Origin of the sequence: Sphingomonas tabacisoli (assembly GCF_042678385.1) — a bacterium.
GTDB lineage: Bacteria > Pseudomonadota > Alphaproteobacteria > Sphingomonadales > Sphingomonadaceae > Sphingomonas_B > Sphingomonas_B tabacisoli.
On the sequence record NZ_JBHUDY010000001.1, the window covers coordinates 2,613,885 to 2,626,484 of the forward strand.

Annotated in this window: 9 protein-coding genes; 6 read left to right on the plus strand and 3 right to left on the minus strand. The window is 65.5% G+C overall.

Going from position 1 to position 12,600, the window contains the following annotated elements; translation table 11 throughout:
• Positions 1 to 79 precede the first annotated feature (79 nt).
• Positions 80 to 3,262 carry an efflux RND transporter permease subunit gene (locus ACFSCW_RS13120; protein ID WP_380889929.1) on the plus strand — a complete coding sequence of 1,061 codons (3,183 nt, stop codon included), beginning with the start codon at positions 80 to 82 and terminating at the stop codon, positions 3,260 to 3,262.
• Positions 3,263 to 3,274: 12 nt separating this feature from the next.
• Entirely contained in the window at positions 3,275 to 4,669 is a 1,395-nt protein-coding gene (locus ACFSCW_RS13125; RefSeq protein WP_380889932.1) for an efflux transporter outer membrane subunit, read from the plus strand.
• A gap of 16 nt (positions 4,670 to 4,685) precedes the next feature.
• On the opposite strand, the gene ACFSCW_RS13130 is transcribed toward ACFSCW_RS13125, so the two are convergent.
• Entirely contained in the window at positions 4,686 to 6,302 is a 1,617-nt protein-coding gene (locus tag ACFSCW_RS13130; protein WP_380889934.1) for a ShlB/FhaC/HecB family hemolysin secretion/activation protein, read from the minus strand.
• A gap of 201 nt (positions 6,303 to 6,503) precedes the next feature.
• On the opposite strand from ACFSCW_RS13130, the gene ACFSCW_RS13135 reads away from it, so the two are divergent.
• From ACFSCW_RS13135 to ACFSCW_RS13150, 4 genes are all read left to right on the plus strand, one after another.
• Complete coding sequence (locus tag ACFSCW_RS13135; RefSeq protein WP_380889936.1) at positions 6,504 to 8,225, plus strand: FecR domain-containing protein; 1,722 nt, start codon at positions 6,504 to 6,506, stop codon at positions 8,223 to 8,225.
• Between the two features lie 142 nt (positions 8,226 to 8,367).
• Positions 8,368 to 10,680, plus strand: a complete 2,313-nt coding sequence (locus tag ACFSCW_RS13140) for a putative bifunctional diguanylate cyclase/phosphodiesterase (protein ID WP_380889937.1) — start codon at positions 8,368 to 8,370, stop codon at positions 10,678 to 10,680.
• 91 nt (positions 10,681 to 10,771) lie between these two features.
• Positions 10,772 to 10,945: a hypothetical protein gene (locus ACFSCW_RS13145; protein ID WP_380889940.1), complete on the plus strand. Its 174-nt coding sequence runs from the start codon at positions 10,772 to 10,774 to the stop codon at positions 10,943 to 10,945.
• Between the two features lie 104 nt (positions 10,946 to 11,049).
• Positions 11,050 to 11,190, plus strand: a complete 141-nt coding sequence (locus tag ACFSCW_RS13150; protein ID WP_380889942.1) for a hypothetical protein — start codon at positions 11,050 to 11,052, stop codon at positions 11,188 to 11,190.
• Between the two features lie 232 nt (positions 11,191 to 11,422).
• On the opposite strand, the gene ACFSCW_RS13155 is transcribed toward ACFSCW_RS13150, so the two are convergent.
• Together ACFSCW_RS13155 and ACFSCW_RS13160 are read right to left on the minus strand one after the other, a co-directional pair.
• Positions 11,423 to 12,286: an acyl-CoA thioesterase gene (locus ACFSCW_RS13155; protein WP_380889944.1), complete on the minus strand. Its 864-nt coding sequence runs from the start codon at positions 12,284 to 12,286 to the stop codon at positions 11,423 to 11,425.
• Between the two features lie 3 nt (positions 12,287 to 12,289).
• The coding region (locus ACFSCW_RS13160; RefSeq protein WP_380889947.1) for an aldehyde dehydrogenase family protein at positions 12,290 to 12,600 on the minus strand (311 nt) is incomplete at its 5' end.

Sequence of the window (12,600 nt, forward strand, 5' to 3'; positions counted from 1 at the left end):
CGCGCGCGTCCCTCGACTTCGCTCGGGATGGACGGGTGAGTGAATACAGACCTACTCAACTCCAGCGAGGAGAAGCCCCATGCGCCTCTCGCGTTTCTTCATCACGCGCCCGATCTTTGCGGCCGTCATTGCCGTCGTCATCACCATCGTCGGCGCAATCGCCTATCTCGGTCTACCGGTCTCGCAATATCCGGACATCGTGCCCCCGACCGTGACCGTGACGGCCTCCTATCCAGGCGCGTCGGCGGAGACGGTCGCGGAGACCGTTGCCTCGCCGATCGAGCAGGAAATCAACGGCGTCGACAACATGCTTTACCAGTCGTCGCAATCGACCGGCGACGGCAATCTGACGATCACCGTCACATTCAAGCCCGGCACCGACCTCGATGCCGCGCAGGTGCTGGTGCAGAATCGCGTTGCGGTCGCGGTGCCGCGGCTGCCGCAAGATGTGCAGCGGCTGGGCGTGGTGACGCGCAAGACGACACCGGACTTCCTCATGGTCGTCAACCTCGTGTCGCCCGACAACTCGCTCGATCGCGGCTATCTCTCCAATTATGCGCTGACCCAGATCCGCGACCGGCTCGCCCGCATCGACGGAGTCGGCGATGTGCGGCTGTTCGGCTCGCGCGATTATGCGATGCGCGTGTGGATCGATCCGGGCCGCGCCGCCGCGCTCAATCTGACCGGCGGCGAGATCGTCCAGGCGCTCCGGGCGCAGAACGTCCAGGTTGCCGCCGGCACGCTCGGCCAGCCGCCCTATAACAGCGGCAATGCTTTCCAGCTCAATGTCGAGACGCAGGGCCGCTTCACCGATCCCAAGCAGTTCGCCGATGTCGTGATCCGCACCGACGCCGACGGACGCCAGATCCGCGTGTCGGATGTCGCCCGGGTCGAGCTCGGCGCCGCCGACTATGCGTCCAACACCTATTTGTCGGGCCAGCCGACGGTGCTCCTCGCCGTTTTCCAGCGGCCGGGCTCCAACGCGCTTGCCGCCGCGGAAGCCGTGTCGGCCGAAATGGAGCGGGTCTCGAAGACCTTCCCCAAGGGCATGGAATATCGGGTGATCTACAACCCGACCGAGTTCATCGCCCAATCGATCGACGCCGTCATGCATACACTGTTCGAGGCGGTGGTGCTGGTCGTGCTCGTGATCCTCGTGTTCCTCCAGCGCTGGCGGGCGGCGATCATTCCCGTGGTCGCGATCCCGGTCTCGCTGATCGGCACCTTCGCGGTGCTGCAGGCGGTCGGCTATTCGCTGAACAACCTGTCGCTGTTCGGGCTGGTGCTCGCCATCGGCATCGTCGTCGACGACGCGATCGTCGTCGTCGAGAATGTCGAACGCAACCTCGCCCGCGGCATGACGCCGCTGGAGGCCGCCCGAACCTCGATGGACGAGGTCTCGGCCGCGCTGGTCGCGATCGTGCTCGTGCTGTTCGCCGTGTTCGTGCCGACCCTGTTCCTGACCGGCCTGTCGGGCGCTTTCTACAAGCAATTCGCGGTGACGATCTCGGCTGCAACGGCGATCTCGCTGCTGCTGTCGCTGACGCTGTCGCCGGCGCTCGCTGCGATGCTGCTGAAGGACCATGCGCATGATGCGCCCAAGGGCCGCTTCTCTGCGCTCATCCGCGCCGCCGGAGACCGTTTCAATCGGGGCTTCGACCGGATGGGCACGGCCTATGCGGCGCTGACCGCACGCCTTGTCGCCCGGCCGAAGCGGATGATGATCGCCTATGCGGGACTGATCGCCGCGACCCTGGGCCTGTTCTGGCTGACGCCCAGTGGCTTCATCCCGCAGCAGGACCAGGGCTATTTCCTCACCGTCGTCCAGCTTCCGGCCGGCTCTTCGGTCGAGCGCACCGACGCCGTGCTGCGCAAGGTCGCGGATCGCATTCTGCCGGTGAAGGGCATCAAGGGTGCGGTGATGCTGGCGGGCTTCGACGGCCCTTCGCAGACGCTCGCCCCCAATGCCGCCGCTGCCTATTTCCCCCTCAAGTCGTTCGAGGAACGCGGCAAGCTGGGCGTAAGCTTCCAGCACATCATGGACGAAGCGCGCAAGCGCACCGCCGACATCACCGAGGCGCGGATCATGATCGTGCCTCCGCCCGTCATCCAGGGCATCGGCTCGGCGGGCGGCTATCGTCTAATCGTGCAGGACCGCGGCGGCCATGGCTATCAGGCGCTGGGGCAGCAGTCCTTCGGGCTGATCGGCAAGGCCAACCAGACCAAGGGTCTCGCCCAAGTCTACAGCTTCTTCGACACATCCACGCCGCGCATCTTCGCCGACATCGACCGGCAAAAGGCCGACATGCTCGGCGTGCCCGCGGAGAAAGTGTTCGAGGCGCTGAGCGTCTATCTGGGCTCCGCCTATGTGAACGACTTCAACCTGCTCGGCCGCACCTATCGCGTGACCGCCCAGGCCGATGCGCCGTTCCGTGCGACCGAGGCCGACATCGCCAACCTGAAGACGCGCTCGACCTATGGCACGATGGTGCCGATCGGCTCGGTCGCGACCTTCGCCGACCGGACGGGACCGTACCGCGTGACGCGCTACAACCTCTTCCCGGCGGTCGAGATCGATGGCGACACCGCGCCCGGCTATTCGTCCGGCCGCTCGCTGCAGACGATGGAGAAGCTGGCGGCCGAAACGCTGCCCGCGGGCTATGGCACCGAATGGACGGGCATCGCCTTCCAGCAAAAGGCGGCCGGTAACACCGCCGGTCTGGTGTTCGCGCTCGCCGTGCTGTTCGTCTTCCTGGTGCTGGCCGCTCAGTATGAAAGCCTGACCTTGCCGCTGGCGATCATCCTGATCGTGCCGATGTGCCTGCTGGCTGCAATGGCCGGCGTGAACCTGCGCGGCATGGACAATAATGTCCTGACGCAGATCGGCCTGATCGTGCTGATCGCGCTCGCCGCCAAGAACGCGATTCTCGTGGTCGAGTTCGCTAAGCAGGCCGAGGAGCAGGACGGCCTGTCGCCGGCCGAAGCGGCGGTGCGTGCCGCCCGCGACCGCCTGCGGCCGATCCTGATGACCAGCTTCGCCTTCATCCTGGGCGCGGTGCCGTTGCTGATCGCGAGCGGCGCGGGCGCTGAGCTCCGCCAGGCGCTCGGCACCGCCATGTTCTTCGGGATGCTGGGCGTCACCGGCTTCGGCCTGTTCTTCACCCCCACTTTCTACGTCGTGTGCCGCGCGCTGGGCGACCGTCTCGCCCGGTTGCGTGGCCGAGGCCAGGCAGGCGCGCCAGCGCTGTTGCCTGCAGAATAAGGAGAAACCGTCATGCGTTTCCTCGCCGCCGTTTCCGCCCTGACGCTCAGCGCCTGCGCCGTCGGACCCAACTATGTCGCGCCGACGCCGCGCCCGGTGGAAGCCGCCTCGTTCGTTTCCACCACTGCCGCCGCGACCCCGGTCCCCGCGGTGGAAGGCGACTGGTGGAGACTGTATAATGATCCGGTGCTCGATCGGCTGGTCGCCGACGCGTTGAAGGCGAACACCGATATCCGCGTCGCCGTCGCCCGGCTCGAACGCGCCCGCGCCTCGCTGAAGGGCGCGCGCGCCGACCGCACGCCGCAGGTCAATCTGGGCGGCAGCGCCCAATATGGCCGCCTGCCCGCCGCCCAACGCGCGCCGGGTGCGGACCGCGAGAATTGGTCGGTCGATGTCGGCCTCGACGTCGCTTACGAAGTCGACCTGTTCGGCCGGATCAGCCGCAACATCGAAGCGGCCAATGGTGACGTGGATGCAGCCGAAGCGGATGCGAACGCCGTTCGCGTCGCGATCGTCGCCGATACCACCCGCGCCTATGCCGACGCCGTTTCTTCGGCGGAGCGGCTGGACGTCGCGCAGCGCATCGTCGCGCTGCTCGACCGGTCGGTGACGCTGATGCAGAAACGCGAGGCGGCAGGCCTGCAGACGCCGCTCGACACCGCGCGCATCGCCTCGCTCCGCGACCAGCGCCAGGCCGACATCCCGACGCTGCTGGCCCAGCGCCAGTCCGCGCTGTTCCGCCTGGCCACACTCACCGGCCGTGCACCGCAAGAGCTGCCGCCCGAAGTCGCCGCCCGCACCACCACGCTGAAGCTCGACACGCCGATCCCGGTCGGCGACGGCGCGGCGCTACTCGCGCGGCGTCCCGATGTGCGCGCCGCAGAGCGCCGCCTCGCGGCCTCCACCGCCCGGATCGGCGTCGCCACCGCGGACCTTTATCCGCGGATCACGCTCGGCGGCTCGGTCGGATCGACCGGCACAGGCTTCGGCAACATCTTCGGCGCTAACCCGCTGACGTGGCTGCTCGGGCCACTCATCAATTGGTCGGTCAACCAGGGGCCGGCACGCGCGCGGCTCGCCGAGGCACGCGCGGACAGCAAGGCCGCGCTCGCCACCTTCGACGGCACGGTGTTGCAGGCGCTGGAAGAAACCGAGACGGCTCTTACCGTCTACGCACGGTCGTTGGAGCGTCGCGCCGCCCTGCAGTCGGCCACCAATGCAGCGGAAACCGCCGCCCGCATCACCCGCGCCCGTCAGCGCGAAGGCCAGGTCGATTCGCTGGAACTCCTCGATTCCGAACGCACGCTCGCCGACGCCCAGGCCAGCCTCGCCGCCCAGGATGCGGAAATCTCACGCGCCCAGGTCAACCTGTTCCGCGCCCTCGGCGGAGGCTGGCAAAAGAGCTGAGGCACTTAGCAACCGATCACCACCTTGCGCTCAATCGGAACGACACGCGTGGTTTACGATTGCCCGTGCCGAGCCGGTCAGCGCCCAGAGGCGTGGCGATCTCCGCCTCGCCGTCGAAACTGCGCCCGATCCCCAGGCGAAGGCCGCCGCCCGCCGAGTAGAGCGCTCCGCCTCCAAGCCCTTGGCGTGCATTGCCAACATAGCCTGCATCCGCAAACGCATAGACTTGGACGCGGCGGATGGCACCTGATCCTCTTGCCGGCAGGCTCAGCCGCGCCTCGAAAGAGCCGGCGACGCCCGTTTCGCCGCTGCGCTCATTCTCATCATAGGCTCGGCCAAAAAGGCGCCCGCCCAACCCAAGTTCCTGCGAAGCGAGCAACGGCCGCGTAGCGGTTTGCGCAATCCCGGCGGCGCGGATGCTCAGATTGTGCCCGACCTCGCGTGTCCAATCCCCATAAAACTGGAAAAGCCCTAATCGAGCGTCGCCATCGCCTCGCGATGCCAGCGGATCGCCGGCGTGGGTGACGCCCGCGAGCGGTAAGCCGATCACTGCGGACGCGTTGCCGCGAACCACCCCGCCGGCGATCTCGGCTGCCCCGTCCAGCTCGGCGGCCGCCGTAACGATCCGGTCGCGCCGGACGCGCACCCCTAGAATGTCCTGGTCGAGCCAAAGACCTTTGAACGACACGGTGCTCCACACGCTAGCTTTGCGCGACCGGATGAACGGATGCGACAGACCTGTCGCAAGCGCATAGCTGTCGCCCGTCACGTTGAACGGCGCCAGGCTACCACCTGGATGAGTATGTCCGACCGACGCGCTCGACCAGAGCAACGTGCCCCGGTCGTTCAGCGCTGCCGAATATTTCAACTGGGCGAAAATCAACTCGCCTGGGTGGAACGGTGTGCCTGCTCCTAGAACGGACACCTCGTCGCCCTCGCCAATGACGCCGCGGACGGCCGCCACACCTGTGGCCCGTTCCGGCCCCACGATTTCGCTGCCCCGGTTGTCGAGTTGGGCCGCAAATGAAGCTCGATCGTCCGCAACAGTGACGAGGAGAATGCCAAAGCCGTTCTGGCGCACATAGCGTGCGTCGGTCACGCGCACGCCAGCCACATCGCCGGCGATCAGGAGAGCTCTTTCAAACTCGCTGCGGCGAACTGGCCCGGTGCCCACGAGGCGGCGGAGGATTGCATCGACTTGCGCGTTCGGGCGACCGAGACTTCGGACCGCGTCGATGCGCCCCTCATCCAAAGTCACGCGCAAGACGCCCGCCGAAACGGCCTGCGGCGCGATCGATGCAGTTGCGAATAGAAAGCCGCGATCGCGGGCGACACCGGCAATGCTTGCAAGCAGCTCCTTCAGCTCGTCGGCACCGAGTGATCGCCCGAGATAAGGCCCGACCGCGGCTGTAAAGTCTGAGTTCGCGAAAATTGTGCTTTCGACGATCACGGCTCCGGGCGCGACTCTGATTTGCGATTGAGCGACGGCTTCGGCCTGCGTGCGAACTTCCGGGCGTGGCGTTGCCGGTTGCAAGGCCTCGGCTCGGTTGAGGTCGCGCTCGATCACCGCCGGGTCCGCCCGGTCGAGGACGACCTGGGCCGCGGCTGGCGCGGCGAGCGCAAGCGCCGCCATCAGTCCAAACCCTATCCGCACTGCGCCCCTTGCTCTTATGGTTCCCGGCGCAGCAACTAATCGCTTCTTCCTTGAGATTTAGTTGCTTAGGTTTTTGGTCAATAGGCGCTTCACCGTTTCCGAGGAGGTTTCGGTAAGGACTCGAGCCCTAGAACTCGCCGGCTTAGACCCGGAGTTGCTTCTATGATGCACAGCCGAATGATGGCCATCGCACTGGCCTCCGTCACGGCGTCACCCCTTATGGCGAACGACGTGGAATGGCGGATCAGCGAATCCACGGGCAACGTGCAGTTGTTGCACGCCGGTCTGAGCAAAGCCGCGCTGCGCGGCGGAGTTGTCGAGGCCGGGGATACGATCGTGACCGGTCGCGGCGCCCGCGCGGTCGTCACGCGCGGCGAAGAATATCTGATGGTTGCGCCATCGTCGCGGCTTCGCCTGCCAGCTGCGGAGCAATCCGGCACGGTGACGAAATTCGTCCAGGACGTCGGCAACGTCGTCTTCATGATCAAGAAGAAGCTGACCCCGCACTTCTCGGTCTCGACGCCGTATCTGGCCGCCGTCGTCAAAGGGACAACGTTCAGCGTCTCCGTTACGGAGGCGGGCGCATCGGTTCAAGTGATCGAAGGCGCCGTGGACGTGGCGACCGCGGATGGCGGTGCTCACGACCTGCTCAAGCCCGGCGCCGTCGCCCTGGTAAATGCCGGCGATCGCTTTCGCCTTCGCATCGAAGGCGATGGCCCGGCACGCACCATTGTTTCGCCGGCCGTTCCGACGCAGCGGCCGGAGACGCCCGCGCCGGTCGTTCCGGCAGCCTCGACCGCGCCTGCGACTACCGCGGCGGGCCCCTACGATCAGGTGATTTCGACGGCAATTGCCGAAAAGCCGCTATCGCTTTCAGAAGCGACAGGCGGCCTCGTCCAGGGCACAATCGGCGGCGAAGGCGAACGCCAGTTTGCCATGGCAACCGAAGGCACGCGCTCGGCGGCCGATACGATCCGCGCTGCGACCGCCACGGCGCTCGCCAATGAGGTCGGGCGCAGCGCGGAGACCGCAAACGCAGAGGCTTCGCTGAAAAAAGCCGATGCCGACAAGGCGGGGGATAGTGCGGTCCAGGCGTCGACGGATGCCGAACAGTCAGCAAAGGCCGCAGAGGATGCCGCAGCCGCAAAAGCGGCAAGCGATGCCGCGGCCGCAGCCGCGGCTGTCAAGGCTGGAGAGGCCGCAGACCTCGCGCGCGCCGCTGCCGCAGATGCGGAGCGTGCGGCGGCGGCCAGCGCTGAACGACAAGCCCAGGAAGCGGCGGCCGCTGCGGCAGCCGATCAAGCCGCGCGCGCGGCCGAGCTTGCCCGTCGAAACGCGACCGATGCCGCTGCTGCGGAAGCCGCCAGCAAGGCGGCCGCGAAGGCAGCGGAGGACGCGCAAGCGGCAGCCGCTATCGCCGCCCAGGCGGAGTCCGACCGGCTCGCCCGAGAGGCGGCGCGCATCGATGCCGACAAGGCGGCGGCGAAGGCGGCGGCTGATGCCTCGCAGGCATTGGAAGACGCTCAGGCCAAAGCAGCCGAAAAGGCCGCGCGTGATGCCGAAAAGGCTGCGGATGCCGCGGCGCGAGAACAGGCAAAGCAAATGGCCGATGCGGCCAAGGCCGCCGAGAAGGCTGCCAGCGACGCCGCAGCCGAAGCTGCCAAGAACGCGGATATGGCAGCCAAGGACGCCGCGAAGGCCGTACAGGATGCCGTCAAGGTGGCCGACGCGGCTATTCCCGGTGCAGCCGCCCAAGGGCCGGGCCCCTCGTCCAATGCCAGCTCCAACGCGGTCGGACCGGGCGGCAACCCGAACATGCCGCAGACGAAGGCCAATGCTCCTCTGGGCGTGCTGACCGACGTGATTTCAGGCCTGGGCAAGCTGGGCAAAATCAAGAACTGAGCGGTCCGCCAGCGCAGAGGCATTGGGCTTTCGAGAACTCAGACCCTTGGATGCCCCGCAGTTAGCGGCCGGATAGCAAAGCGCCGCCGGCCAACCTTTCCTTAGCAGATCGCGGCTAAGGAAAGGGCTGGAGTCCGCCCGCATGAACCTGAAAGCATGGTCCCGAACACATTGGTCGCTGACCATAGTTTCTGCCGCGGCGGCTGTCGGGCTGGGATTCGGGCTCACGGGCGTCGGCGCGGGCCTCGATCAGCTGCTCCAGCGTCTCCGCTGGGAGTTGCGGAGCCATCCGGCAAGCGGTTCAGTCCACATCGTCGATATCGATGCGCGCAGTCTTGCGGCACTCGACGGCTGGCCATGGCCGCGCAGCCACCACGCGCGCGTCATCGATCAGCTTAGAAAAGTCGGTGCTGCCACTATCGCGTTCGACGTCGATTTTTCCGCTCGATCAACCGCTGGCGACGATGCGGCGCTTGTCGCGGCGCTCGCTCGCGCTCATGGCGCAGTCGTTTTGCCGACTTTTCGCCAACGGTCGGGTGCTGGACAAGCCGAGTGGGTAGATTCGCTGCCGTTTCATGAGGCCCGCGAACAATCGGTGCTCGCAGCAGTCAGCGTCAGGCCCGATGCAGACGGCTATGTCCGCCGGATGCCGATCGCCACGGTGACCCGCGGGCTCCCCCGCCCTTCGCTGTCCGCGATGATCGCCCAAGTGAGCGGCCGCGCGGGCGAACGCTTCAGCGTCGACTTTTCAATCGATCCCGGATCCATTCCCCACCACAGCTTTGTGGATGTGTTGAAGGGGCAGGTTCCGCGCAACGTGCTGGCGGGCAAGCGGGTATTGATCGGCGCGAGCGCGATCGAGCTTGGGGATCAATATGCAGTGCCTCGGTACGGCGTCATCCCAGGCGTTGTCATTCAAGCCCTTGCCGCGGAAACATTGACTGCCGGCACATTCCGACCTGTGGCTTGGCCCCTTCCGCTGCTGTTCGCGTTGCTTGTCGTCGCCGCGCTTCTGCGCACCCGAACCGGCCCGCGCCTCGCGGTTTGGGTTGGCGTGAGCCTTGTCACCATGTTCGCCGGCTCGCTGGCCGCCGAACAATGGATGCATTTTATCGTGCCGCTCGCGCCTGCGTTTGCGGCGATCGCCTTTGCCGCTGCGGCGGTGGCCGCACTGCAGCTGGCTGCCGACACTGAGCGACGTCGGTTGACGGATGTCGAGTCCGGGTTGCCGAACAAGGCGGCCATGGCCCGTTGGCTTCAGGAGAATAGCTTCCACTCGATCGTCGTCGCGCGCGTCGCGGCATTCGAGCGGCTTGCAGCGGCACTTGGGGGTCACGAGATCGGAGAGACGATTCGCCGCCTGCAGGACCGCGTCGCGCTCGCGGTCGAGGGCGTTCCAATCTTCCGGATCGAAGAGGGTGTCCTTGCCTGGCCGGAAGTGCAGGGCGACCGCGCGAGCTTGGAAAATCGGCTCGCCGGCATTCGCACAGCGATGTTGAACCCGATTGAAGTTCGCGGGCGACGCGCGGACGTGACCTTGCATTTCGGCGTGGCGGAGAATGACGGGGACGCTCCTTTGCAGCTGATGGCGCATGCCGTGCTCGCTTCAGAGCGCGCGCGGGAAACGCATCGCGGCTGGCGCGTGCACGACGAGGCGGATCGCGCCCAGCTTGGACGGGAGCTCTCTCTCCTGGGCGAGCTGGACGAGGCCGTTGCGACCGGCGGGCTGCACGTTCACTATCAACCCAAGCTTGATCTCGGGGCGCGGCGCATCCGAAGTGCCGAAGCGCTGATCCGCTGGCGTCACCCTGAGTTGGGCGCGCTTTCCCCCGACGCGTTCGTGCCGCTGGCCGAGCGACACGATCGCATCCTGCCCCTTACCCGTTTCGTGCTGGATACGGCGCTCCGTGACTCAGCCGAGTGGCGTCGCCGAGGCCATGATATGTCGGTCGCTGTAAACGTGTCGCCGCTACTCGTCGTGTCGCCCGACTTCTTCGAAGCTGTGGCTCAAATCGTGGCCGGTCCACACTTCGTGCGTGGCAGCTTGATCTTCGAAGTGACGGAATCGGCGGTGCTCGAGGATCTCGAAAGTGCAATCCAAGCGCTGCATGCCTTTCGGTCGATGGGCATTGCGATTTCGATGGATGACTACGGCACCGGCCAATCGACGCTTGCCTATCTGCAGCAGCTTCCGCTCGATGAGCTGAAGATCGATCGTCGGTTCGTTCAGCACGCGGACAAGGATCGTAACGACGCCGTGCTCGTCCAGTCGACCATCGATATGGCGCACAAGCTTGGTCTGAAGGTGGTCGCCGAGGGTGTCGAGGATAAGGGTTGCTTCGACTTCCTCAAGTCTGCGGGCTGCGACGCCGTCCAGGGTTATTTCACCGGCAAGCCGATGTCGTCCGAGATGCTGATCAGGGAAATGACCTCGTCGACGCGGCGAGCAGCTTGATCGCCACTTGCGGTCACCGTCTGCGGGAGCGCAGGCACTGTTAACCACTTAAGCGTGGAAACGGAGTGCCCAATTTATCGTATAACGACGCATGCCCGAATATAACCTCAGCTTCGTCCGCAACGATGACGCAGTCCATGACTATCACTTCGAGGCCAACAACGATGACGAGGCGAAAGCAGTTGTGCGCGATTATCTCGGCTGCGGTGAAGTGCTGGTCTGGCGGGTAGCACGCGTTTTGGAGCGTTTCGAACACGCCCCCTAAACTGCCGATTGCCGCTCGCTAATACCGAAGGCCCGGACCTCGGGCCACGCCCGTGGGGGTTCCAGACGCCATTTCGTTGAGCAGCGTCGCCATTGCCCGGACCCGTGGGCGGTTATCTCATCCTGACCGTAGGCAATCACCGCAAGGCCATCTCGAATTTCTTCAAGCAGGCTCAAGACCTGCCGCGACAGCGACGCCTGAATATTTGCCGCGACATCACTACGGCCAAGGGGACGGCGAGCTGATGCGAGTGATGGACGTCCGCCGACGGGAAAATGGTGCCCCGAAGACAAAAAATGGGCACTCAAATTACTGGCAAATTTCCGTGGCCAGGTAAACTCGGCAAGGAGCTAGGCACGTTCAGACCGTCGGGTCCTGAATCTCACCTGTAGGAAGTGACGTCGAAACAGCGGGTCGCGGTTCGCAGATCAGACGGTCGCACCAGGCGCGGGCCGGACCCGACCGGACTGGATGATGTCAGTCGAACCCCATGGCTACTTCCTGCACGACGCTGGCCACGAGTTCGCCCGCTTCATTGTAGATGAAGCCGCGTGCAAGGCCCCGGCCGGCGCCCGCCCAAGGACTTTCGGTTTGATAATAGAGCCATTGATCGGCGCGCGCGGGCGCATGGAACCACATACTATGATTGAGCGAAGCGAAGAAGCTGGCGCTCCCTGTCGGCGCGTGCAGTGCTCCAGCAACACCCGCAAACCAGTAGTCCGACATGAACGCGAGCAGGCACTGGTGATCACCTTGATCTTCGACCTCACTGGCCGAGGACATCCTGAACCAAAAATCCTGCTCGGCACCGCGACCTTCCCTGGTGAGCAGCCGTTCAGGTTCTGTGAGCCGAAGCTCGACGGGAAATGGCCGCTGGTAAAGGTCGGCCATGCGAGGATCGAGCTGATGCCGGTTCTTCCCGGCAAAGATCGCCAGATTGTCCAAACGCTCGGGCAGCTCGACGCTGCCGAGTTCCAGTTGATGGCGAACGCCGTCGCGGCACGCCTGGAACGAACAAAGCAGATCAAACATCGGGGCCCCGCCCTGCGACACGATGACGCGCCGCGCTGCGAACTGTTTGCCATCCCTCGTCCGGGTTACCGAGAAGTCGAGCGGATGCGCCGCCTTGCCCGCTTGCAGGAAGAGGGCCGAGCAGTGATGAATCGGCCAATCCGGCACCGTTCGGCGGGCTGCGACGAGCGCTTGTGCCAGATATTGCCCGCCGAAAACGGCGCCAGCATAGTTATCCTGCTGGTGCACGCTCCTAAATTCATCGCCCCCCAGGTCACGGAGATCGATGACCTGGCGCGCGCTGAGTGACGGTTCGGCCGATGCTGTCACGCTTCACCCCATCGTTGGAATGACGAAGGCGTTCTCACCGGTTGCGGAGCCGTCGGGCCAGCGCTGGGTGACGGTCTTGGTCTTCGTCCAGAACCGCACGCCTTCCATGCCGTGCTGGTTGATGTCGCCGAACGCGCTGCGCTTCCAGCCGCCGAATGTGTGATAGGCGACGGGCACCGGGATCGGCACGTTGATGCCGACCATGCCGACGTTCACGCGCGCCGCGAACTCGCGCGCGGCATGGCCGTTGCGCGTGAAGATGGCGACGCCGTTGCCATATTGATGCTCGCTCGGGAGCTTCAGCGCCGTCTCGA